18 protein-coding genes and 1 other RNA gene are annotated in these 24,140 nt (G+C 62.3%); 8 read left to right on the top strand and 11 right to left on the bottom strand.

What is annotated here, in order from left to right; all coding sequences use genetic code 11:
• Positions 1-180 precede the first annotated feature (180 nt).
• Positions 181-1,533, top strand: coding sequence for an MFS transporter (locus tag HG549_RS22215; protein WP_170032794.1), 1,353 nt, complete (start codon positions 181-183; stop codon positions 1,531-1,533).
• 19 nt (positions 1,534-1,552) lie between these two features.
• Positions 1,553-2,908: a glucarate dehydratase gene (gudD, locus tag HG549_RS22210; protein ID WP_170032792.1), complete on the top strand. Its 1,356-nt coding sequence runs from the start codon at positions 1,553-1,555 to the stop codon at positions 2,906-2,908.
• A gap of 98 nt (positions 2,909-3,006) precedes the next feature.
• Here gudD and HG549_RS22205 read toward each other — a convergent pair whose 3' ends face one another.
• Complete coding sequence (locus tag HG549_RS22205) at positions 3,007-5,721, bottom strand: ornithine decarboxylase (RefSeq protein WP_218576018.1); 2,715 nt, start codon at positions 5,719-5,721, stop codon at positions 3,007-3,009.
• Between the two features lie 410 nt (positions 5,722-6,131).
• Between HG549_RS22205 and gabP the strand changes: the two genes are divergently transcribed.
• A complete protein-coding gene (gabP, locus tag HG549_RS22200) occupies positions 6,132-7,523 on the top strand; it encodes a GABA permease (protein WP_170032790.1) in 1,392 nt (463 codons plus the stop codon).
• A gap of 197 nt (positions 7,524-7,720) precedes the next feature.
• Positions 7,721-10,114, top strand: a complete 2,394-nt coding sequence (locus tag HG549_RS22195; protein ID WP_170032788.1) for a TonB-dependent siderophore receptor — start codon at positions 7,721-7,723, stop codon at positions 10,112-10,114.
• A 218-nt stretch (positions 10,115-10,332) separates the two neighbouring features.
• Here HG549_RS22195 and HG549_RS22190 read toward each other — a convergent pair whose 3' ends face one another.
• From HG549_RS22190 to HG549_RS22160, 7 genes are all read right to left on the bottom strand, one after another.
• On the bottom strand, positions 10,333-10,596 hold the full coding sequence (locus tag HG549_RS22190; protein ID WP_170032786.1) for a DUF3077 domain-containing protein: 264 nt from the start codon (positions 10,594-10,596) through the stop codon (positions 10,333-10,335).
• A gap of 94 nt (positions 10,597-10,690) precedes the next feature.
• A complete protein-coding gene (locus HG549_RS22185; protein ID WP_170032784.1) occupies positions 10,691-10,933 on the bottom strand; it encodes a hypothetical protein in 243 nt (80 codons plus the stop codon).
• 385 nt (positions 10,934-11,318) lie between these two features.
• Positions 11,319-11,717, bottom strand: a transfer-messenger RNA (tmRNA) gene (gene ssrA / locus HG549_RS22180).
• 99 nt (positions 11,718-11,816) lie between these two features.
• A complete protein-coding gene (locus tag HG549_RS22175) occupies positions 11,817-12,110 on the bottom strand; it encodes a hypothetical protein (protein ID WP_170032782.1) in 294 nt (97 codons plus the stop codon).
• A 296-nt stretch (positions 12,111-12,406) separates the two neighbouring features.
• Positions 12,407-15,217 (bottom strand): FAD-binding and (Fe-S)-binding domain-containing protein, encoded by a 2,811-nt coding sequence (locus HG549_RS22170; protein ID WP_170032780.1) that lies wholly within the window; start codon positions 15,215-15,217, stop codon positions 12,407-12,409.
• A gap of 74 nt (positions 15,218-15,291) precedes the next feature.
• Positions 15,292-16,437, bottom strand: coding sequence for an FMN-dependent L-lactate dehydrogenase LldD (gene lldD, locus HG549_RS22165; protein ID WP_170032778.1), 1,146 nt, complete (start codon positions 16,435-16,437; stop codon positions 15,292-15,294).
• A gap of 63 nt (positions 16,438-16,500) precedes the next feature.
• Positions 16,501-18,171: a lactate permease LctP family transporter gene (locus tag HG549_RS22160; RefSeq protein ID WP_170032776.1), complete on the bottom strand. Its 1,671-nt coding sequence runs from the start codon at positions 18,169-18,171 to the stop codon at positions 16,501-16,503.
• A gap of 256 nt (positions 18,172-18,427) precedes the next feature.
• Between HG549_RS22160 and HG549_RS22155 the strand changes: the two genes are divergently transcribed.
• A complete protein-coding gene (locus HG549_RS22155; protein WP_170032774.1) occupies positions 18,428-19,195 on the top strand; it encodes an FCD domain-containing protein in 768 nt (255 codons plus the stop codon).
• Between the two features lie 123 nt (positions 19,196-19,318).
• Here HG549_RS22155 and smpB read toward each other — a convergent pair whose 3' ends face one another.
• Complete coding sequence (smpB, locus tag HG549_RS22150) at positions 19,319-19,801, bottom strand: SsrA-binding protein SmpB (RefSeq protein WP_013974300.1); 483 nt, start codon at positions 19,799-19,801, stop codon at positions 19,319-19,321.
• A gap of 163 nt (positions 19,802-19,964) precedes the next feature.
• Here smpB and HG549_RS22145 point away from each other — a divergent pair, with 163 nt between their 5' ends.
• Positions 19,965-20,399 carry a type II toxin-antitoxin system RatA family toxin gene (locus HG549_RS22145; RefSeq protein WP_170032772.1) on the top strand — a complete coding sequence of 145 codons (435 nt, stop codon included), beginning with the start codon at positions 19,965-19,967 and terminating at the stop codon, positions 20,397-20,399.
• Between the two features lie 62 nt (positions 20,400-20,461).
• On the opposite strand, the gene HG549_RS22140 is transcribed toward HG549_RS22145, so the two are convergent.
• Positions 20,462-20,995, bottom strand: a complete 534-nt coding sequence (locus HG549_RS22140) for an outer membrane protein assembly factor BamE (RefSeq protein ID WP_170032770.1) — start codon at positions 20,993-20,995, stop codon at positions 20,462-20,464.
• A 97-nt stretch (positions 20,996-21,092) separates the two neighbouring features.
• Here HG549_RS22140 and fur point away from each other — a divergent pair, with 97 nt between their 5' ends.
• A complete protein-coding gene (gene fur / locus HG549_RS22135; protein WP_012274258.1) occupies positions 21,093-21,497 on the top strand; it encodes a ferric iron uptake transcriptional regulator in 405 nt (134 codons plus the stop codon).
• Between the two features lie 209 nt (positions 21,498-21,706).
• Here the strand turns inward: fur and recN are convergent, their stop codons facing one another.
• Positions 21,707-23,380: a DNA repair protein RecN gene (gene recN, locus HG549_RS22130; protein WP_170032768.1), complete on the bottom strand. Its 1,674-nt coding sequence runs from the start codon at positions 23,378-23,380 to the stop codon at positions 21,707-21,709.
• Positions 23,381-23,573: 193 nt separating this feature from the next.
• Between recN and grpE the strand changes: the two genes are divergently transcribed.
• On the top strand, positions 23,574-24,131 hold the full coding sequence (grpE, locus tag HG549_RS22125) for a nucleotide exchange factor GrpE (RefSeq protein ID WP_170032766.1): 558 nt from the start codon (positions 23,574-23,576) through the stop codon (positions 24,129-24,131).
• The last annotated feature ends 9 nt before the right edge of the window (positions 24,132-24,140 follow it).

Here is a 24,140-nt window from a genome sequence, read left to right as displayed (position 1 = left end):
CGTTCCATAGCGTGGCTATTCCTGCACGTTTTCGACAATCTTCTATTTTGACAGCTTGTATTTTGCAATTTTGACGACATTCTTGAGCTTGTCGTACAACTGCGCCGCGCATATGCTCCCTCCCACTGTCATGTCAGACAACTCCGCCCCGCACAAAAACAATTAGTGGGAGATCCGCAAGTGAACGATACCCTCGCTCCGTCGACCCGGAATGAAGGCGACGCCCTGGCTTGTGCCGTGGCCAAGGTCAAGCGCCACGTCCTGCCGCTGTTCGTCATCATGTTCATCGTCAACTACCTCGATCGCGTCAACATCGGCTTTGTCCGCCCGCATCTGGAAAGCGACCTGGGCATCAGTGCCGCGGCGTACGGCTTTGGCGCCGGGTTGTTCTTCATCGGTTATGCGTTGTTCGAGGTGCCTTCGAACATGCTGCTGCAAAAGGTTGGCGCGCGCCTGTGGCTGACCCGCATCATGTTCACCTGGGGGCTGGTGGCCACGGCCATGGCCTTCGTGCAGAACGAAACCCAGTTCTACGTGCTGCGCTTTCTGCTCGGCGTGGCCGAAGCGGGCTTCTTCCCAGGGGTGATCTACTACTTCACCCGCTGGCTGCCTGCCGCCGAGCGCGGCAAGGCAATTGCCATCTTCCTCAGCGGTTCGGCGCTGGCCTCGCTGATTTCCGGGCCGCTGGCCGGGGCGCTGATGCAGCTTCAGGGCCTGGGCATGCATGGCTGGCAATGGATGCTGTTCATCGAAGGCATGGCCTCGGTGGTGCTGTGCTTCTTCGTGTTCTTCTGGCTCGATTCCAGGCCGCAGGATGCCAAGTGGCTGAGCCAGGCCGAGCAGGACGCGCTGGTGACCACCATCGATCGCGAGCAGCGTGAGCGTGAAGCCGTCGCAGCGGACAAGCCATCGGCCTGGAGCCTGCTCAAGGACCGCCAGATCCTGCTGTTCTGCCTGATCTACTTCTGCATCCAGCTGACCATCTACGCCGCCACCTTCTGGCTGCCCAGCATCATCAAGCGCATGGGCGACCTCAGCGATCTGCAGGTCGGCTTGTTCAACTCGATCCCCTGGCTGATCTCGATCCTGGCCATGTATGCCTTCGCCGCCGGCTCCGCGCGCTGGAAGTTCCAGCAGGCCTGGGTAGCCGGGGCGCTGGTGGTCGCGGCCATCGGCATGTTCATGTCCACCACCGGCGGGCCGGTGTTCGCCTTTGTTGCAGTGTGCTTCGCGGCGATCGGTTTCAAGTCGGCGTCTTCGCTGTTCTGGCCGATCCCGCAGGGTTACCTGGATGCACGCATTGCCGCAGCGGTGATCGCCCTGATCAACTCGGTCGGCAACCTCGGTGGCTTCGTCGCACCCACCACCTTCGGCCTGCTGGAACAGCAGACCGGGTCGATCCAGGGCGGCTTGTACGGCCTGGCGGTGACCTCGGTGCTGGCCGCGATTGCCGTGTTCTTCGTACGCACGCGCCCGAAGGGCGCCCCTTCTGACGACCTCAAGGCCCCTTCGGCCCTGGGCCAGAGCCACTGATGACTGCGAGACAACAACCATGAACCTGCAGACAACCCCCGCTATCCACACCGGCACCCCGGTAGTCACCGACCTGCGCGTCGTCCCCGTCGCCGGCCATGACAGCATGCTGCTCAACCTCAGTGGTGCGCATGGCCCGTTCTTCACCCGTAATGTGGTGGTGTTGCGCGACAGCGCTGGCAATACCGGGCTGGGCGAAGTACCCGGTGGCGAAAAGATTCGCCAAACCCTGGAGGACGCTCGCAGCCTGGTGCTCGGCCAGCCGATCGGCCATTACCAGCGCGTGCTCAATGCCATGCGCCAGACCTTCGCTGGCCGTGATTCGGCAGGGCGTGGCCTGCAGACCTTCGACCTGCGCATTACCGTGCATGCGGTGACAGCCATGGAGTCGGCGCTGCTCGACCTGCTCGGCCAGCACCTGAACGTGCCGATGGCTGCACTGCTGGGCGAAGGGCAGCAACGCGATGCGGTGAAGATGCTTGGCTACCTGTTCTATATCGGCGACCGCAAGCAGACCGACCTGGCCTACCGCAACGAAGCCGACAGCGACGATGACTGGTTTCGCCTGCGCCACGAAACAGCGCTGAGCCCCGACGCGGTGGTGCGCCTGGCCGAGGCCGCCGAGGCGCGCTACGGCTTCAGCGACTTCAAGCTCAAGGGCGGGGTGCTGCGTGGCGAGGAGGAAATGGAAGCGGTGACGGCCCTGGCCGAACGCTTCCCGCAAGCGCGCATCACCCTCGACCCGAACGGCGCCTGGTCGTTGCAGCAGGCCATTGCCCTGTGCCGTGACAAGCACGCTGTGCTGGCTTACGCCGAGGACCCGTGTGGTGCCGAGGACGGTTATTCGGGCCGTGAGGTGATGGCCGAGTTTCGCCGCGCTACCGGCTTGCCCACGGCGACCAACATGATCGCCACCGACTGGCGGCAGATGGGCCATGCGATCCAGTCGCAGGCGGTCGACATTCCATTGGCCGACCCGCATTTCTGGACCTTGCAGGGCTCGGTGCGGGTGGCGCAGATGTGCAACGACTGGGGGCTGACCTGGGGGTCGCACTCCAACAACCACTTCGATATTTCGCTGGCGATGTTCACTCAGGTGGCGGCGGCGGCGCCGGGCGAGATCACCGCAATCGACACCCACTGGATCTGGCAGGACGGCCAGCGCCTGACCCGCGAGCCGCTGCGCATCGTCGAAGGCCATGTGCGCGTGCCGACCCGGCCAGGGCTGGGGGTGGAGCTGGATGAAGCGCAATTGGCCAAGGCCCATGAGTGCTACCGCAACATGGGCCTGGGCGCGCGCGATGACAGCGTGGCGATGCAGTTCCTGATTCCTGGCTGGCGCTTTGATAACAAGCGGCCGTGCCTGGTGCGCTAAAAGCAGGTGTGGGTGTTACGAATTCAGCCCTGGAACCAGGGCTGTTTTCGAAAGCCGCAGCAGGCCGTACGCATGCGGAACGGCCTATGCCGAGAAGATTACCCGACGTGTTCGGGCTTTAGCAGTTTCAAACCCTGTGCGCAGGTGTAACCGTGGATCTCCTGTACATCCAGGTTTCGCATGAAATCAATGATCGGGGCGGTGACCACTTGGCCTGGCACCATGATCGGGAAGCCGGGCGGGTACGGAATCACGAAATTTGCCGAAACCAGGGGCGGGCCGTTTTCCAGGCGCTGGTCAATCTTGCTGTCGGACAGTTTCAGATACTCGCAGGCTTCATGATCGTAGGCCTTGTAGAAGGCCTTGCGGATGTCGCCTTCGATCGTGCCCTCCAGTGCATCGCTGCGAAACTCCGGATGGAAGCAGCTGAAGTCTGGCAATGCAGGCAAGTCTTCGACAAGGCTGGTGACCCTGCTTCGTAATTGCTGGGCCTGGTTTTCATCGTCTGCGATGCTCTGGTCGATGTCCCGGCATATTTGCACCAGCACTTGTAACAGGTGTGCCACATCGCTGCGAGTATTGTTGATGTTGGTCTGTAACAGCACACTGTTGCGGGACGTCTTGTTCAGTTGGATATTGTATCGCCCGGCCAGCAATTGCTTGAACTGAGTGCCGTCGAAACCGGCGTGTCCGCACGATAATGTCAGGCGCGTTGGGTCAAGGAAGAATTCATCGTCGGTGATCGCCTGGCTGAGCGTACTCCAGTGGGCGCTGTCATTCACATAGCTGGCGATCTTCGATTGGCGCAGCGGTTCGGGAATAAGGTCCGCAACGTCCAGGATCTTGAAATAGCGAGAGATCACAGGGTGATTATTGACCTGTTTACGTATGACGAAGGCCAACTGCGTGGCACGCATCACCAGGTCATAGCCTTCGAGGTTCATCTGCCGCCGCGCGATGTCCAGCGAGGCGATGATCTGCTGGTTGGGGGAAGTAGAAGTGTGGGTGAATACCGCTTCGCGGAAGGCGCCTTCGGTCTGGGCAAAGGCATCGTCGCTAACCAGTATCATCGAGCCTTGCCGCAGGGCTGACATCGACTTGTGTACGGAAGAGGTCTGGTACACGCGCACCTGGGTGCTTTCAGGGTTCATCAGAAGACGGTTGTGCTGCATCTCGTCATCCGTGAATGCCTCTTGGGCAGTGCATTGCTCGACGTATTGCTGGCGATAGCCGGGGCTTCTCAGCCGTTTGCGTAACTCGGCTGCTGCATGCATGGCGGTGCGCTGGCGCAGCAGCGGTGAAAAGCGAGCGAAACCGAACCATGCCTCATCCCAAAGGAAAATCAGATCGGGTTTGATGGCCAGGCATTCTTCCATCACCCGCAGCGGATTGTAGACATGCCCATCGAACGTGCAGTTGGTCAGCACCATCATTTTTGCACGTTCGAGTTTTCCGTCCCGTTTCAGGTTCAATAGCGCCTGCTTCAATGAGGCGAGCGTTACCCCTCCGTACATCGAGTACTCACTCAAAGGATAGGCATCGATATACAGCGGGTAGGCGCCGGTCAGCACGGCGGCGTAGTGGTGCGATTTATGACAGTTGCGGTCGATCAGGACGATGTCACCCGGTGCCAGGAGAGCCTGTTCGACAATTTTGTTTGCCGTCGAGGTCCCGTTGGTTACGAAGAACGCCTGTTGCGCGCCAAAGGTGCTGGCGGCCATCAGCTGGGCCTGCCTTATGTTGCCTGTAGGTTCGAGCAGGCTATCCAGGCCGCCGGTGGTCGCGGAGCTTTCCGCCAGGAAAAGGTTGGCACCGTAGAACGCCCCCATGTCGCGAATCCAGTTGGACTTGAAAATGGACTTTCCGCGGGCGATCGGCAGTGCATGGAAAGTACCGATCGGGCGTTGCGCATAACGTTTGAGGTTGTCGAAGAATGGCGTGCGGTAGCGGTTGGCAACACCTTCGATCACACACAGGTGCACTTCCATGGGCTCTTCGAACTCATAGAAAACGCGGTTGATGAATGCCATCTGCGGGTTGCCGGCAGTCCGTTCGATATTGCGGTCTCTGAGCAGGATTATGTCCAGCTCCGGGCGTAACTGTTTAAGCGCCACCGCCAGTTCCAGCGTGGGGTCTTCATGCGCTTGCGAGCCGACCAGCGACTGATATTGGTCGAGCATTCCGCGCAGCCGGGCCGACAGGTTGGCATCACGCTGGAAACCGTCGTGGATCGCCACGACCTGCACGTCGGGGTTGAGCATCACGGCCAGCAAGGCGTCTTCATAGGTGCCGACGATGATCGGTTGGTAGACGAACGCATCGTCATGTCGCCGCAGGTTGCGGATGTCTTGCTGCATTTGCGCCCAGGTGCCCGAGGCGTCGGAGCTGACGATCAGCAGCTCGAAGTACGGTCGAAACTGGGCAGACGGTTGATTGATGCTGTAGCGCGCGGCGGAAGCGTCGGGCAAGTCGTCAGCCGGCTCCCAGTCGTTGGCATCATGGCGATAGCTCGAATCGAGCAAAGAGCTGCAGATGCGCCGTGCCAGACGCAGTGTACCGACATCGTCATGTTCACCGATCCGTTGCTCGAAAATGGTCATCAGCCGTTGGCCGGGGTAGGCATGGTAACGTTCGAGAGTTTGCAGGTGCTGGCCCATGTGCACCACCTCCCTACGTTTCTGCTCTTTTGCATCGCTGCAGTTTGCCGCAACCCAATCACGGCATCTTTGCAGCAGGTCGCACCACAGGTCCAAGCGTTCATGTCGGGTTGAAAACAGATACTCGGCAGATTGGTCGGGAATATTCGTCAACATGGTTTTGGCTCCTGGCCTGATGGCGTGGCCGGAGAAACTGGCCACTTCGGGAGGGCCGGAGTCTGCCCGGCGAGGCGACGCCGAACACAGCACGACACTTTTCCACCTGACGTGAAGGGGCTTCTGGCAGCACCCATTTTTGGCAGTCATTACCTCAACCGCCGTTCGGCGCGCTCAGAACGGAGCATGCGCGCTGTCGTGATCGAACAGTTCCGGGGCGTTCTCGTGTAATTTCCCACAGCCCTGCGCGGCTTAAATGAACCCCGACCTATGCGGACACCTGCTCTGTGACGCGTGCCAAATATCAACAACAGTGCGCGAGTAATGTGTCGACTTATTGATTTCAAAGGAGATATTTTCGCCTACGCCTGCCCGTCCTTCCTTGTGTCAGCAAAAAGAGAACAACATCAATGAACACCGTGGGATCTGATGGCAACCTTGCCCAAGGTTTCAAGCCTCGTCATGTAACGATGCTGTCCATTGCCGGCATCATCGGCGCCGGACTTTTCGTCGGCTCTGGCCATGCCATCGCGGCAGCCGGACCAGCTACCATACTTTCCTATTTCGTGGCCGGGGCCCTGGTGGTGCTGGTCATGCGCATGCTCGGCGAAATGGCCGTTGCACACCCCGACACCGGTTCGTTTTCAACCTATGCCGACCAGGCCATCGGCCGCTGGGCCGGCTACACCATCGGTTGGCTGTACTGGTGGTTCTGGGTGCTGGTGATTCCCATCGAAGCGCTGGCCGCCGGCCATGTACTGAACGCCTGGTTCCCGCAGGTGGACAGCTGGATCTTCGCCCTGGCCTCGGTGCTGCTGCTGGCCGGCACCAACCTGTTCAGCGTGGCCAAGTACGGCGAGTTCGAGTTCTGGTTCGCGATCCTCAAGGTCACTGCCATTCTCGGTTTCATCGGCCTGGGCTTCGCTGCCCTGATGGGCTGGTTGCCCAACCGCGAAGTCAGCGGCCTGAGCAGCCTGATGGCCGAGCATGGCGGCTTCGCACCGAAGGGTTGGTCGGCGGTGGTTGGCGCGTTCATTACCGTGATGTTCAGCTTCATCGGTACCGAGGCGGTGACCATCGCTGCCTCCGAGTCCAGCGACCCGTCGCGCAACATCGCCAAGGCCACCCGCTCGGTGATCTGGCGCATCAGCACCTTCTACATCCTGTCGATCTTCGTGATCATTTCGGTGGTGCCGTGGAACGACCCGCAACTGGCAGTGGTGGGCTCGTACCAGCGTGCGCTGGAGATCATGAACATCCCCAACGCGGCCTTCATGGTCGACATGGTGGTGCTGGTGGCGGTGACCAGCTGCATGAACTCGTCGATCTACATCGCCTCGCGGATGATGTATTCGCTGGCCAAGCGTGGTGACGCGCCGGCCATGCTCAACAAGACCTCCAAGGTCGGCGTGCCGCGTGCCGCAGTATTCGGCAGCACCCTGATCGGCGCGGCCATCGCTGTCCTCAACTACTTCGCGCCGAAGGGCGTGTTCGAGTTCCTGCTGGCCAGCTCCGGTGCCATCGCCTTGCTGGTGTACATGGTCATCGCCATCTCCCAGCTGCGCATGCGCCGCCGCCTGGAGCGCGAGAACACCGAACTGAAGTTCCGCATGTGGCTGTTCCCGTACCTGACCTGGGCGGTGATCCTGTTCATTGCCGGGGCACTGGCGGTGATGATGTACACGCCTGAACACCGGGCGGAGGTCAGCTCGACGTTGGGCCTGGCGATCATTATTTCCTTCCTGGGGATCGTGACTTCGCGGGGCCACGCGCAACCCGTAGGGGTGCGTTCGATGGGGTGATTGGGTTCACCTGGCGGTAAGGCAAAGGGCACCAGTGGAGGGTGCCCTTTGTTTTTTGCAGGTTTGTCGCCACCAAAAAAGTCTCACCGCAGGCGAGACAATCTTGAAAATAAATGAGGTGATTTCTCATTCTCGTTCGGCATGTAGGGAAGGCCGGAATACAGGCCAGTCTGCCGATCCCTCTACGGAGCGAGAAAATGAGTTCGACCCCGGTTCCACAGCGCCATCCCTTGAGCCGCGCTTTGCACGGTGTTTTCCTGGGCCTGGTTGTCAGCAATTGTGCGCTACCTGCGCTGGCGCAATCTGCAACGTCCGAGCCCGACAGCCAGCTACAGCAGTGGAATATCCCTGCTGGCCCGCTGGCGCCAGCGCTTGACCGCTTTGCCCGCCAGGCAGGTGTCAGCCTGTCCTTCGATGCACAAGCCGTGGCCAACCGCAGCACTGCTGGGGTGCAGGGGGCGCTGGGCACCTCGGCTGCACTCTCGTCACTGCTACAGGGCACCCAGCTTCAGGCGGAGCAACAAGGGCCGGATGCCTACTTCGTGGCGCCACAACCCGCGCCTGCCGGCCCGCTGGAGCTTGGCGCCAGCGAGGACTACCGCCTGGCACCGGTCATCATCAACGCCAAGGTAAAGGCCAGCGCCGATGATGACAGCAACTCGGTGGTCGCCAAGGAGCTGTGGGTGGGGGGCAAGGTGGCCACCAGCATCCTCAATACGCCCGCTTCCGTGTCTGTGGTGACCAGCAAGGAAATGCAACAGCGCAGCGTCAGCACCACGGAAGAAGCGCTGCAATATACGCCGGGGGTGGTCAGCGACTACTACGGTTCGGACGACCGCAACGACTACTTCCTGATCCGTGGCTTCCAGGCCACCACCTACCGTGACGGCCTGACCTTGAGTTCGATGCGGGGTGTGCGGGAAGACCCTTACGCTTACGAGCGCATCGAGGTATTGCGCGGCGCCAACTCCACCTTGTTTGGCCCGGCAGACCCGGGCGGCTCGGTCAACTTCGTGAGCAAGCAGCCGCGTTTCGAGCAGTTTGGCCAGGGCTACGTGACGTACGGTTCGTTCGACCATGCCGAAACCGGCATCGATGTCGGCGATGCGCTGAACGAGGAAAAGACCTTGGCCGGCCGCTTCACCGCCAAGATGCAGAACAGCGACCGTGAGTATGACCACTCCCAGGACGACAACCGCTTCGTCATGGGCGGCCTGACCTGGGCGCCTACCGACTACACCTCGGCCACGATGATCGCGGACTACCTGAAAACCAACAGTTCGCCGAACAGCGGTGGCTATCCGCTGGACAAGCAATACGACCGCAGCGATTTCTATGGTGAGCCAGGCTACAACTTCCATGACGTGGAGCGCACCAGCCTCAGCGGCAACATCACCCACGACTTCGACAATGGCTTTGTGCTGCGCAGCAACCTGCGCTACAGCGAGTTGACCGATGACTTCGGCTACGCCTACTTGAGCGACAACCCCACGCGGGTCGGCACCGTCATCCCGCGTTACGTGTTCGGCACCGACAGCGACGCCGACCAGCTCAACGGTAACCTGATGCTGCAATACGATGCGCAGTTCGAGCATGTCGACAGCAGCACGTTGGTCGGAGTGGAGTACCTCGATTCGACTACCAGACAAAGCTCGATCTACGGCCTGGCGCCCTCCATCGACATTGCCAACCCGGTATTCACCGGCGTACCGGGCGGCCTCACGCCCTATACCCGGCAGAAGAACGATGCCACTACCAAGGCGGTTTTCCTGCAGCAGAACCTGTCGTTCTACGACCGCGTGATCGCCACTGCCGGCGTGCGCAATGACTCGATGGAGCTGTCGAGCAAGGAATACGTCGGCGGTGTCCAGGAAGAGAAGGACAACTTCTCGGAAACCTCCTACCGGGCTGCGTTGACCTACATCGTCAACGACGAGGTTTCCACCTATGTGAGCATGGTGGAATCCGTATCGCCGCCCCAGGTTGGCGTTACACCGCAAACGGGCAAGCAGTACGAAGTGGGCGTGAAGTATTCGCCGATGGGGATGGACGCGTTGTTCTCGGCGGCGGTGTATGACCTCACCCAGGAGAACGTCACCATCGCCGTGGTACTACCCAGCGGCATCATCGAGCAACAGACGGTGGGCGAGTCGCGCGTGCGCGGCCTGGACCTGGAAGCCAAGGCGCAGATTACCCAGGACTTCAGCGTGATTGGCGCCTACTCGTACATGCAATCCGAGGTGCTGCGCGGGGCGTTGTACGACGGGTCTTCGCTCAAGGGCAATGAATTCGCCACGGCGCCGAAGCACTCGGGTTCCCTGTGGGGCTACTACAGCATTCCGGGCACCGACGTGAGCGTTGGCCTCGGAGCGCGCTATGTGGGGGCTTATTACATGGATGCGGCTAACACCAAGAAGAGCGATGGCACTACGTTGTTCGACGCTGCGCTGAATTACCAGATCGCCAAGGGGACTGACCTGGCGCTTAACGTCAGCAACCTGTTTGACGAGCAGCATGTGGTGGGCTCGGGGACAGCGAACTACTACAACCCGGGGCGGGAGGTGACGGCCAAGCTGAGTTATAGCTGGTAAGGCTGAGGGCGCCGCACCCCGGCCTGACGCCGGGATGCCGGGCGTGCGCAAGTGAAATTTCGGAATACCGCACCGATGGGGGAGCGGTGAGATAACTTTGCAACAGGGTTGCCAGCAGCGCCGGTACGCTGGAGACCACCGCTTCATAGTGGCGGACCGACTCGGTTGAGGCTGTCTCCGAGGATGGCCCTGCACCCCTAGCAGGGGCCGTGCGGTGTTCAGCGCATCATGCCCAGTTCGGCATCATCCAGCAGCGCCTTGCCCAAGGCGCACAGGTAATGCGCGGCCCAGATCAGCTTCGGTTTGTCTTCCATCAAACCCTCGATTGTCAGGTCCCGCGCATAGCCCATCAGTTCCGAGGCTTGCTCGCGGGCGTTCTGGCAGGGGATGCCGGGCTCGATGCGGAACAGTGGGTGGGTCTGGTTTTCACCTTGGTAGAAGATGGTTTTACCGACGGTGCATTTGTTGTCTTCGGTAGCCATTGAGCGATTTCCCTGGTGTGGTAGATGCCTGGGCTGGCGCTATCGCCGGCAAGCCGGGCCCCACGCGTTTGGCGCCAGCCAGCCTGTTGGCTGATCAGTGCACTTGCTGCGGGTGCGCTGGCTTTTGGATCTGCGCCAGCGCTGAATCGAGCAGTTTGCGCAAGGCTTCAAGCTCGTGCATCGATGCCGTGATCAATAGCGATACCGGCGATCGCGGCTGCATCAGTACCGCCTGCTGGGCTACCGCTTCTGCGCAGAGCGCGTAGTCCGAGGCCAGCATGAGGGTGTCTTCCAGGGAGTGGAGGAAATGGGGCGGATCGGGGACGATCTTCAGCATGGTGTGGCTCCTGTCGTAGTGAAGCGACCACCCGCAGCGGCTAAACAGTAGGGTGGCAGCTGTACGCGGGTTAGCCGACCGGGACGTCAGGCACCCGGCGCACCCGAAGGTGCCCCACGCACAGCCGCCATAAGGCGCCAATGCCGATTGCTCGGAATTGCACGGCTGTGGTGTCTGACGATGTCGGGCGGCTAAACCCGGTCGTTGAAGGGCAACGACACGCCGAGACTAGAACTCGCATCTAGCATGCGCAACGGAAAACAGGCGCTGGGAGTATCTTTGGGAAACGGCCTACAAGGAAGGGGATAAATCCGATTTTTCCGCGTGCATGGGCAGAGATCCGGGCAAAAAAAAGACGCCCTAGGGCGTCTTCTTCTCTGGAATTTGGTGGAGCCGGGGGGATTTGAACCCCCGTCCGCCAGTACTCCGCTGTCGGTACTACATGCTTAGCCGTGTCTACTGATTTAATCCGCAGCCGCCCGACGGGCAGGGTGCTTTGGATGAGTTGTGTAAGTTTTAGTCACTTCGCCCACAACGTGCTACGCGACGATCCTGTTCTGTATGACAATCAGTTCGGGTTTACAGGCATCCCCTAGTGATTGCTGGAGCCGAAGCTACCAGAAGCAACGGGTCAAGAGACCGCATTAAGCGGCCAGCTTGTACTCCGCGCCGTAGTTTTCGTCATTGGCAACTATAAAAGTTGCAACAGTGGATTTACGAGTTCTGTTACCAACTCGGCATGCACCTAGAGTTTCGCTACCGGCGTCGAATCCTAATCGGCCCCACACTAGCTCTAAGCTAACGCACCTTACGGTACGTGAGGCGGAGTATACGCCATTGTGCGGGCGACGTCGACAGCAGGTCCCGTCGCCCGCGCTCGGCGTCACGAGCCGCTGCCGCTGCTGCTGCCGCTGCCTTTCTCGGTTTTTTCCAGGCGCTCCAGCACCTTGCTGGTGATGGCGATGCATTCCTTGGTGTCACCTGAGGCCTGGGCAGCCTTGGCCTTGTCGACGTGCTCGGTGATGGCCTTGTCCAGGCCCTCGGAAGTGGCGCCGGCGGTGGCCATGCTGTCGTCGATCTTCTGCAGGTTGGTGGCGCAGAGGTCTTCGGCGGCAAACACCGGTGAAGCCAGCAGGGTGGCGGCCGCGAACAGGGCCGAAAGCGCGGTACCTTTCATGGGAGTCTCCTCTGGGGCCTCTGGAAGGTGGGCCTGTAAGGTGGACTGCGGGGGATTGGTGAGGGTTCCGTCGGGATGGTGGCGGGGTGAAATGAAGGGGATGGCACCGGCTTTGCCGGTGTTCGCGGGTGAACCCGCTCCCACAGGTACAGCGTGGGCCCAAAGCCGGAGCAATATCTGTGGGAGCGGGCGTGCCCGCGAAACAGACACCGCGGTGTATGGCACCGGCTACGCCGGTGTTCGCGGGCATGCCCGCTCCCACACAGATTGCAGCGGCCGCTGGATTGCGTAAACGCTCAGATACGGCGCGGGCGGGTGACGCGGTCTACCAGGTAGACCAGGCCGTGGTAGTCGATGCCGCTGTGGCTGGACAGCCCGATCTCGCAGGTGCGGCTGGTGGAGATGCCTTCGCTGCAATACTGCACCGCGTCCTTGAGGCTGCGCAGCGAGTGGGCGTTGAGCTCGGGGGTGGTGAAGCCTTTGTCACCGGCAAAGCCGCAGCAATGAATGCCTTCGGGGATCACTACCTGCTTGCTGCAACGCCGCGCCAGGTCGATCAGCGCCTGGCTTTCCCCCAGGTGCTGGGTACTGCAGGTCACGTGCACGGCCACGGGCTCGTCCTGAGGGGTGAACTCCAGGCGGTCGAGCAGGTGGGTGCGGATGAAACGCACCGGGTCGTACAGGTCCAGCCGGCTTTCACCCAGGTCCTGGACCAGGCGCAGGGTGCACGGGCTGGTGTCGCAGTAGATTGGGTCGAGGCCTCCGCGGCTGGCGTGCAACAGGGCATTGATCAGCTCCTGGCGCTTGTGTTCGGCCTGCTCGGGGTAGCCCTTGGAGGCGAACGGCTGGCCGCAGCACAGACTGTCGGCGTTGTCGGGAAACACCACCTGGTAGCCGGCCTTTTCCAGCAGCGCGCGGGTCTTGTCCAGCAGCGAACTTTGCTCGCGGTCGGCATAGGCCGGGCCCATCACCCGTGAAACGCACGCCGCCAGGTACACCACGCGCGGGCGGGCGTCGTGACTGGCCGGGCCGACGGGCAGCGGGCGCAGGGGTTGCGGCATGGCCGGGGTCCACTGTGGCAGGCGGCCCTTGCTGGCCTTGCTCAACGTGGCGCTCAGGCGACCCAGGCGCGGGGCCCCCAGCAGTTTGCGCGCGGTGTTGGTAGCGCTCAGGGTCAGGCGTGCGCCGCCAAGGGCGGTGTGGAAGTTGTCGGCCAGCCAGTCGGCGGTCTTGGTGTGGTCAGCGGCCTGGCTGCGCAGTTTCTTCACCAGTTCGCCGGTGTTGATGCCCACCGGGCAGCGCTGGGCGCACAGGCCGGTGGCGGCGCAGGTGTCGATGCCCTGGTACTGGTAGGCCTGGCGCAGCTCCCGGGTGTCGATGCCGGCGCGTTGCTTGGCCTGGATGTCACGCCACATGACGATGCGTTGGCGCGGGCTGAGCGTCAGGCCCTTGGAGGGGCACACCGGCTCGCAGAAACCGCACTCGATGCACTTGTCGACGATCTCGTCGGCGGCGGGCAGCGGCTTGAGGTTCTTCAGGTGGATGTCCGGGTCTTCGCTCAGCACCACGTCGGGGTTGAGGATGCCGTTGGGGTCGAGCAGGCGCTTGAGTTTCCACATCAGCTGGTAGGCGTCGCTGCCCCATTCCAGCTCGACGAACGGCGCCATGTTGCGCCCGGTGCCATGCTCGGCCTTGAGCGAGCCACCGAACTCCACCGCCACCAGCTGTGCCACGTCGTCCATGAACGCCTGGTAACGGGCGACTTCTGCGGCGCTGTTGAAGCCTTGGGTGAAAACGAAGTGCAGGTTGCCTTCCAGCGCGTGGCCGAAAATGATCGCTTCGTCATAGCGGTGCTTGTCGAACAGCTGGATCAGGCGGTTGACGCCTTCGGCCAGCTGCTCGACCGGGAAGGTGACGTCTTCGATGATCACCGTGGTGCCGGTCTGGCGCACGGCGCCGACGGCGGGGAAGGTGTCCTTGCGGATTTTCCACAGCTGGTTGTACACGGCCGGGTCTTCGCTGAAGTCGACCTGCTGTTCCAGTGGGAAGTCGGCGATCGCGGCCATTACCTGTTGAAGCTGTTCGTGCAGCAGGCTGTGGCTGGCGGCGCGGGATTCGATCAGCAGGGCGCAGGCGTTGTCCGACAGGCCTTTTACCCACAGCGGCATGCCGGGCATGTTCTGCACCGAGCGCAGGCTGCGGCGGTCGAGCAGCTCTACCGCCGAAACCGGTTGCTGCTTGAGCACGGTCACCGCGCGGCAGCAGCTTTCGGCGCTGGGGAACACCAGCAGGGCGCTGGCCTTGTGCGGGTGGTCGGGCACGGTGTTGTAGGTGACTGCGCTGATGAAGCCGAGGGTGCCTTCGGAGCCGACCAGCAGGTGTTGCAGGATGTCCAGCGGTTGGTCGTAGTCGACCAGTGCATTCAGCGACAGGCCGGTGGTGTTCTTCAGCCGGTACTTGTGCCGGATGCGCTCGGCCAGCGCGGTGTTGGCACGGGTCTCGCGGCCCAGGCGCGCCAGTGCTTCCAGCAGCTCGGCGTGGCTGGCTTCGAAGGCGGCGACACTGGCCGGGTCTTCGCTGTCCAGGCGCGTGCCATCGGCCAGCACCAGGCGCAGGCCGGCCAGGGTGTGGTAGCTGTTCTGCGCGGTGCCGCAGCACATGCCACTGGCATTGTTGGCGACGATACCGCCGATCTTGCAGGCGTTGATCGAGGCCGGGTCGGGGCCGATCTTGCGCCCGAACGGGGCCAGCCAGGCGTTGGCCTGGGCGCCGATGACCCCCGGCTGCAGGCGGATCTGCTCGCCCTGGCCGCGGATTTCACGGCCGTTCCAGTTGTCGCCTAGCACGATCAGCACAGAGTCGCTGATGGCTTGGCCGGACAGGCTGGTGCCGGCGGCGCGGAAGGTGACCGGCACCCGCTCGCGCTGAGCCAGTTTGATCAGGCCGACCACTTCGTCTTCGGACTCGACGCGTACCACCAGCTTGGGGATCAGCCGGTAGAAGCTGGCATCAGTGCCGAAGGCCAGGGTGGCGGTGGGGTCGTCGAAGCGGCGTTCGGCGGGGATCAGGCGCTCGGCATCACGCAGGAACGCGGCAGGCAGGCTCATGCAGTCTCCTCGCGGGGCTGTGGCATCTGTGCACCACATGCCCCGGGTCAATCAGGCGGTCGTTCTTGCAGGCGTCAGGCGCCCAGTTCGCGTACCAGCGAGTCGCGGGTGATCTCGCTGATCGACTTGGCACCAGTCAGCACCATGGCCACGCGCATTTCCTTCTCGAACAGCTCCAGCAGGTTCTTCACCCCGGCCTGGCCGTGTACGGCCAAGGCGTAGAGGAAGGCGCGGCCGATCAGCACGGTGTCGGCGCCCAGGGCGATCATGCGCACCACGTCGAGGCCGCTGCGGATGCCCGAGTCAGCCAGGATCTTCAGCTCACCCTTGACCGCGTCGGCAATCGCCGGCAAGGCACGGGCGCTGGACAGCACGCCGTCGAGCTGACGGCCGCCATGGTTGGACACGACAATACCGTCGGCACCGAACCTGACCGCATCGCGGGCATCATCGGCATCGAGGATGCCCTTGATGATCATCGGGCCGTCCCAGAAGTCGCGGATCCATTCCAGGTCTTTCCACGAAATCGACGGGTCGAAGTTGTTGGCCAGCCAGCCGATGTAGTCGGCCAGGCCGGTAGGGTTGCCACGGTAGGCGGAAATATTGCCCAGGTCGTGCGGGCGGCCCATCACGCCGACATCCCACGCCCACTCGGGGTGGGTCATGGCCTGCAGCACGCGGCGCAGTGGGCCGTGCTTGCCGCTCATGCCGGAATGCGCGTCGCGGTAGCGGGCGCCGGGGGTGGGCATGTCGACGGTGAACACCAGGGTCTTGACCCCGGCAGCCTTGGCCCGCTCCAGGGCGTTGCGCATGAAGCCGCGGTCCTTGAGCACGTACAGCTGGAACCACATCGGCCGGTCGATGGCCGGCGCTACTTCTTCGATCGGGCACACCGACACCGTGGACATGGTGAACGGAATGCCATGCGCCGCCGCCGCGCGCGCCGCCTGCACTTCGCCACGGCGGGCGTACATGCCGGTGAGGCCGACCGGGGCCAGGGCCACCGGCATGCTGAGGGTTTCGTCGAACAGGCGGGTCTCGAGGCTGAGCTCGGACATGTTCTTCAGCACGCGCTGGCGCAGGGCGATGCCGGCCAGGTCGGAGACATTGTGGCGCAGGGTGTGCTCGGCGTAGGCACCGCCGTCGGCATAGTGGAACAGGAAAGGAGGCAGCTTGCGTTGGGCCGCGGCGCGATAGTCGGTAGAGGCGGAAATGATCATGGATTCTCGCAGCGTTGCTTGTGGGGATTGCCGGGCGCACCAGGGCGCCCGGCCCCTTTCACTTTAGTGATGGACCAGCATGCCGGTCAGCCAGTAGGCCTGGATCAGGGTGATCAGGCCGACGATGGTGGCGAAGAACAGGCTGTGCTTGACGGTGAAGCGGAACAGGTCGGATTCCTTGCCGACCAGGCCAGTGGCGGCGCAGGCCACGGCGATCGATTGCGGCGAGATCATCTTGCCGGTTACCCCGCCGCTGGTGTTGGCTGCAACCAGCAAGGTGTCGTTGACCCCGATCTGGTGCGCGGTGGTGGCCTGCAGCGAGCTGAACAAGGCGTTGGACGAGGTGTCCGAGCCGGTCAGGAACACCCCCAGCCAGCCGAGGAACGGCGAGAAGAACGGGAACGCCGCGCCGGTACCGGCCAGCACCAGGGCCATGGTCGAGGACATGCCCGAGTAGTTGGTGACGAAGGCGAACGCCAGCACCATGCCGATCGACAGGATCGGCCAGCGCAGTTCCCAGAAGGTTTCCTTGAAAGTGGTCAGACCAGTTTTGAAGTTGATCTTCAGCACCGCCATGGAAATCAGCGCCGAGAGGAAGATCGCGGTGCCGGTGGCAGAGATCGGGTCAAGCTTGAACACCGCAGGCATGGCGGTTGGCGCAGCCACGATCGGTGCGGCCTTGATCACCAGCTGGTCGAGGTGCGGGATGGCGAAGTTGAACACGAAGTTGTACATCGAGCCGCCTGCCGCGAAGGCCGCCTTGAACGGCTTCAGGGTCCAGATGGTGACCAGTACGGTGAGGATCAGGAACGGCGACCAGGCCTTGAAGATCTGGCCAAGGCTGTAGGGGCTTGGCTGGCTGCCACTTGGCTGCACCACGGCGGCGCCCACGCTGCCTTTGGCTTCGGCGAACGAGCGCTTGGGCTGCCAGACTTTCAGGAACAGGGTCAGGGCGATCAGGCTGGCCAGGGCCGAGGTGATGTCGGGCAGCTCCGGGCCGATGAAGTTCGAGGTGAAGTACTGGGTAACGGCGAAGCTCAGGCCGGCAACCAGGGCGGCAGGCCAGGTTTCCTTCACGCCGCGCAGGCCGTCCATCATGAATACCAGCCAGAACGGCACGAACAGCGACAGCAGCGGCAGCTGGCGACCGGTCATGGCGCCGATGTGGAAGGCGTCGATGCCAGTGACCTGGCCGGCCACGATGATCGGGATGCCCAGCGCGCCGAAGGCCACTGGCGCGGTGTTGGCGATCAGGCACAGGCCGGCGGCATACAGCGGGTTGAAGCCCAGGCCCACCAGCAGCGCGGCAGTGATTGCCACCGGTGCGCCAAAGCCCGCCGCACCTTCCAGGAAGGCACCGAAGCAGAAGCCGATCAGCAGCACTTGCAGGCGCTGGTCGTCGGTAATCGACAGCACCGAGCTGCGGATCACTTCGAACTGGCCGCTCTTGACCGTGAGTTTGTACAGGAACACCGCGGCAACGATGATCCAGGCGATTGGCCAGAGGCCATAGAGGAAGCCGTACCCTGCGGCGGCGAACGCCATTTCGACAGGCATCTGGAAGGCAAAGATTGCCACCAGGATCGACAACGCCAGGGTAATGCTGCCGGCCACGTGGCCTTTGAGGCGGAACACGGCCAGGGCAAGGAAGAAGAACACGATGGGGATGACCGCCGCCAGTGCGGACAGGCCGAGACTACCAAGCGGGCTATAGAATTGTTGCCAGGTTTGCATATGGGGTGGCCCCTAATTGTTGTTGGTCAGGCACTGGCATTGGATAATTGGTAAGACCAATTTACAATGACTGGTCGCTAGGTTAAAAGCGCTGTCGTGGGTGTGTCAATTTGTCCCGTGCAAAACTTTGGTCGTGTGCCGATGAGTGGGCGCCTGATGGGCAGGGAAAAACGTCACCTGATGGTGTTTGCACGGCCCTGGATCGGCGAGAATAGGCACCCCCGGAAATCTGCCGGGGGTTTGTGGAGAGCATGTGATGGTTTTTGATCAGGTCCGCCAACGGCGCCTGTCCGATGACATCGTCGATCGGTTGGAAGGGATGATTCTGGAAGGCACGCTGACCTCCGGGCAGCGGCTGCCGGCCGAGCGCGTCCTGGCCGAGCAGTTCGGCGTGTCCCGCCCGTCACTGCGTGAGGCGATCCAGAAGCTGGTGGCCAAGGGGTTGTTGGTCAGCCGCCAGGGTGGGGGCAATTTCGTTGCCGAGTCGCTGGGCTCGACCTTCAGCGACCCATTGTTGCAGTTGCTCGAACACAGCGCCGAGGCGCAACGTGACCTGCTTGAGTTTCGCCATACCCTGGAAGCTTCCTGCGCCTATTACGCCGCCCAGCGTGCCACCGAGCCAGACCGGGCGCGGCTGAAGGCGGCCTTCGATGCGCTGCAGGACTGCTATGCCCGGGCCGATGAAGTGACCCGGGTGGAAGAGGGCGCAGCCGATGCGCGCTTCCACCTGGCGATTGCCGAGGCCAGCCATAACGCCGTGCTGCTGCACACCATTCGGGGGCTGTTCGACCTGCTCAAGCGCAACGTGGTGACCAACATCGGTGGCATGTACCAGCAACGGGCCGAGACCCGCGACATGCTGATCAGCCAGCACCGGGAGCTGTACCTGGCCATTGTCGAGGGCAGGGCGGACGATGCGCGGGAGGTGTCCAGCCGGCACATTCTGTATGTGCAGGAGGTGCTGGAGGAGGCGCAGGAAGAAGCGCAACGGGTGGCGCGGGCGGAGCGGCGTAGCGGGCGCTGAGATTGGTGTTGGATTCTTCGCGGGCTTGCCCGCTCCCACAGGATATGCGCCGAGCCTGAAGGTGGCGCGATACCTGTGGGAGCGGGCGAGCCCGCGAAGAGGCCGGAACAGGCTAAGGAGTTATTACTCTTCTTTGCCCTTGTTGCGCACGGCCCGCTGCAGCTCGCGGTTGGAATCGCGCTCGCGCATGGTGTCGCGCTTGTCGAATTCCTTCTTGCCCTTGCCCAGTGCGATCTCGCACTTGATCAGGTGCTTGCTCCAGTACAGCGCCAAGGCCACGCAGGTGTAGCCTTTTTGCGCCACGGCCGCTTCCAGGCGTTCGAGCTCACGCTTGTTCAGCAGCAGCTTGCGCGTACGGATGGGGTCGGCGATGACGTGGGTGCTGGCCGTGGTCAGCGGGGTGATGTGGCTGCCGAACAGCCAGGCTTCACCATCCTTCAGCAGCACGTAGCTGTCAGTCAGGTGGGCCTTGCCGGCTCGCAGGCTTTTTACTTCCCAGCCAGACAGGACCAGCCCGGCCTCGAACTTGTGTTCGATGAAGTAATCGTGTCGCGCCTTCTTGTTTTGCGCGATGGTCCCGGTCGGATGTTTTTTTTGCTTAGCCATAGGGGCGGCATTATAGGCAAGTCGGAGCGTCGTCCGCTATGGGATTTCGGTGTGCTTGAGCCACCGGAATGAATACCGGACAATACGGACGCTGTCATAGCTACACAAACTGTTTTCGGCACGCTGCGAAGCACCGCCACCCAGCCCTGGAAGTGACGCCTGGATGACTACCCATATTCAACGCTCCGCCCTGCTGCCATACCCCGCCAAGGCGCTCTACGACCTGGTCAACGATGTCGCCAGCTACCCGGAATTCTTGCCTTGGTGCTCTGACTCCACGGTGCTCGAAGCCAGCGACACGCAAATGCGCGCCAAGCTTGAAGTGGCCAAGGGTGGCATGAGCCAGCAGTTCGTTACGCGTAACGTGCTGGTGCCGGGGCAGTCCATCGAGATGAACCTTGAGGAAGGGCCATTTACCCAGCTGCATGGCCTGTGGGTGTTCAAGCCGCTGGGGGAAAAGGCCTGCAAGATCAGCCTCGACCTGTCCTTTGATTACGCCGGGCCGATCGTGCGTGCCACGCTGGGCCCGCTGTTCAACCAGGCGGCCAATACCCTGGTCGATGCGTTCTGCCAGCGTGCCAAGCAACTGAACAGCTGACTGCAAAAGCGGCAGTAAAAAAGCCCGGAACTAGTCCGGGCTTTTTTGTACCTGCTCGCCGCTTACTGAGGCGAGGTTTCCAGCGGTGCGGGGGTTGGCACCGGGGTGGTCTCGATGGTGTCGATCTCGCGCTGGATGGACTCTTCCATCGAACCTGGCTTGGCCGGTTTCTCTTCTGGCTGCGCGTTAGGCTGCCCTGGTTGAGTGGCCGGGCTGACCGTGGTGTCGCCGCTGCCACCGAGGATTTCCTGGTCGCGGCTGACGCCTGGCATGAAGTCGCCGGACAGGCTCACCAGCTGGTCGCTTTCGTTGAAGAACACGCTCATGCGTTCCTGCTGACGTTTGCCGCCGCCTGGCTGGATGCTGTACAGGTAATCCCAGCGATTGGTGTGGAAGGTGTCCTGGATCAGCGGGTTACCCATGATAAACCTTACTTGCCGACGGGTCATTCCGGGGCGCAATTGGTCTATCATGTCTTGTGTAACGACATTGCCCTGCTGGATGTCGATTTTGTAAACCCCGGGAAACGAGCAACCGGCGAGTGCGAGCAGTCCCACTAGGGTGAGGCTGGTTAGCAAGAGCTTGGTGTTTTGCATCGGTGGGCGACTTCCACTATCTTGGCTGGACAACGTAAACCCCGATCATACCCGTATTAAGAGAAGCTGCGAAGCAGCATCGGCGAGAAAGCTGACCATGGTTGAAAATAGCGAATTGCGCAAAGCCGGTCTCAAGGTGACCCTGCCTCGAGTCAAGATCCTACAGATGCTCGACTCGACCGAGCAGCGTCACATGAGCGCCGAGGATGTCTACAAGGCGCTGATGGAGGCTGGCGAAGACGTGGGCCTGGCCACCGTCTATCGCGTACTGACCCAGTTCGAAGCGGCGGGTCTGGTGGTTCGCCACAACTTCGACGGCGGTCACGCAGTATTCGAACTGGCTGACGGTGGCCACCACGACCATATGGTCAACGTGGATACCAGCGAAGTCATCGAGTTCATGGATGCCGAGATCGAGAAGCGTCAGCGCGAAATCGTGGCCGAGCATGGCTATGAGCTGGTGGACCACAACCTGGTCCTTTACGTGCGTAAGAAGAAGTAACGATTTAATCGTTATGGATAGCAAAGGCGACCTTCGGGTCGCCTTTGTGCTTTCTGCGTTCTTGAAGTGTTGCGGGCTTCTGTAGGAGCGGTCTTGTGTCGCGAAGGGCTGCAGAGCAGCCCCGGCAAATCGATGCATCGATACCGAAATCCTGGGGCCGCGTTGCGGCCCTATCGCGACGCAAGGCCGCTCCTACACGAAGCGCGCCATCAGGCCTTGCCGCTTACCACCATCTTGCGCGCATGCGCCAGCGATTCCTTGGTCAGGTCGATGCCACCGAGCATCCGTGCCACTTCCTCGACTCGCTCGCGCTTGCCCAGGCTGGTCACGGCAGTGTGGGTGGTGTCGCTGTTACGCACCTTGTGCACGAACAGGTGATGATGCCCTTGTGCGGCAACCTGCGGCAGGTGAGTCACGGTCAGCACCTGGCCGCGTTCGCCCAGGCGGCGCAACAGCTGGCCGACGATTTCCGCTGTCGGCCCACCGATACCGACGTCGACTTCATCGAACACCAGGGTGGGAATGCGCGAGGTCTGCGCGGTGATGACCTGGATCGCCAGGCTGATGCGCGACAGCTCGCCACCTGACGCGACCTTGGCCAGGCCCTTCAGCGGCTGCCCGGGGTTGGCGCTGACCAGCAGTTCGATCTGCTCCAGGCCATGCGGTGACAGGTCGCTGCCCTCGTTTGGCGTCAGGGCGATGCAGAAGCGCCCGCCGGGCATGCCCAGGCGCTGGATCTCCTGTTCTACAGCTACCGCCAGCTGTTGCGCGGCCTGCTGGCGCAGGGCGCTGAGCTCGCGGGCCTTCTCTTTATAGTGCTGGGCGAAGGCAGCCAGCTCCTCACCCAGCCGCTCGATCGATTCGTCACTGGCGTTCAGGCTTTCCAACTCTTCCATCAGCTGCTGCTGCAGGTGGGGCAGTTCGGTGGGGTGCACGCGGTGCTTGCGCGCCAGCGTATAGATGGTGTCGAGGCGTTCTTCCAGGGCCTGCAGGCGCATGGGGTCGGCGTCGAAGTTGTCGAGGAAGCGGTTGAGCTCGCCGACGGCTTCCTCGACCTGGATCTGTGCGCTGGCGATCAGGTTGGCCGCCTCGCTCAGTGCCTTGGGCGCGTGGGTGGCGGCACCCAGCCGGTTGAGGCTGGCGGTGAGGGCGCTGAGCACGTTGCCCGAATCGCTTTCGCTGCATTGGTCGATGACCTGGCGGCAGATGCCGAACAGGGCTTCGGCGCTGGTCAGTTGCTTGTGTTCCTGCTCCAGTTGCTCCAGTTCGTGCTCGCCGAGGCCGAGGTTGTCCAGCTCTTCCAGCTGATAGCTGAGCAACTGGTGGCGGGCGCGTTGCTCGTCGCCGGAATTGGACAGGCGCTCCAGCTCCAGGCGGGTCTGGTTCCAGCGCTTGGCGGCCAGCTGCACCTGGCGGGCCAGGTCGACGGCGCCGGCGTACTCGTCGAGCAGGCGACGGTGGGTGTCGGTCTTCAGCAGCGACTGGTGCTCATGCTGGCTGTGGATGTCGATCAGCAGCTCGCCCAGCGCCTTGAGGTCGCCGAGCGGGCAGGGCGTGCCGTTGATGTAGCCGCGGCTGCGGCCCTCGGCGGTGATCACCCGGCGCAGGATGCACAGGCCGTCGTTGTCCAGGTCTCGCTCGGCCAGCCAGGCATGGGCCTCGGGGATGTCCACCAGGTCGAAGGTGGCGAGGATGTCTGCCTTGTCCGTGCCGGGGCGCACCACGCCGCTGTCGGCCCGGTCGCCCAGGGCCAGGCCGAGGGCATCGAGCATGATCGATTTGCCGGCGCCGGTTTCGCCGGTGATGACGGACATGCCGCGGGCGATTTCGAGGTCGAGGTGTTCGACGATGGCGTAGTTGTGAATGGACAGGTGCACCAGCATGAGGGCAGCTCCCGAAAGTCAGGTCTGGTTATTTATACAGTACTTTTTTCAGGCCTGCCAATGCCCTTTGCCGGATTGTGTTGCCGGGCGGAAAACCACCTTGCCCCCTTGAAGCTGGTTTTTCCGGCCCCATATAGCCGTCATCCAAGGCGAGCGTGGCTCGCAGTCCACAAATTTGCGCAGGAGAGACCCCATGGCTGATGAGCAGCTGAACGAGAAAGACCTTAACGTGGAAGAAGCCGGTGCAGGCAATGCTGCTGACGCCCGTGTTCTGGAACTCGAGGAACAGCTGGCCGCAGCCAAGGATCAGGCGCTGCGCGCCGTTGCCGACGTGCAGAATGCGCGTCGCCGTGCCGAGCAGGATGTCGAGAAGGCCCACAAGTTCGCCCTGGAGAAGTTCTCCGGCGACCTGCTGCCGGTGATCGACAGCCTGGAACTGGCCCTGGCCCACTCCAGTGCCGATGACGAGAACGTCAAGCAGATCCGCGAAGGTGTGGAACTGACCCTGAAGATGTTCCAGGACACCCTCAAGCGCTACAACCTCGAAGCCATCGACCCGCACGGCCAGCCGTTCAACCCTGAGCATCACCAGGCCATGGCCATGCAGGAAAACGCCGAGGTCGAGCCGAACAGCGTGCTCAACGTGTTCCAGAAGGGTTACCTGCTCAATGGCCGTCTGCTGCGCCCCGCCATGGTGGTGGTCAGCAAGGCGCCGAGCGCGCCGCAACCCTCTATCGATGAAAAGGCTTGAAATCCTTCC

Source organism: Pseudomonas sp. SK (assembly GCF_012975065.1).
Classification (GTDB): Bacteria; Pseudomonadota; Gammaproteobacteria; order Pseudomonadales; family Pseudomonadaceae; genus Aquipseudomonas; species Aquipseudomonas anuradhapurensis.
The sequence above is the reverse complement of the archived record's forward strand: the minus strand, read 5'-3'. Positions and strand labels throughout refer to the sequence as shown.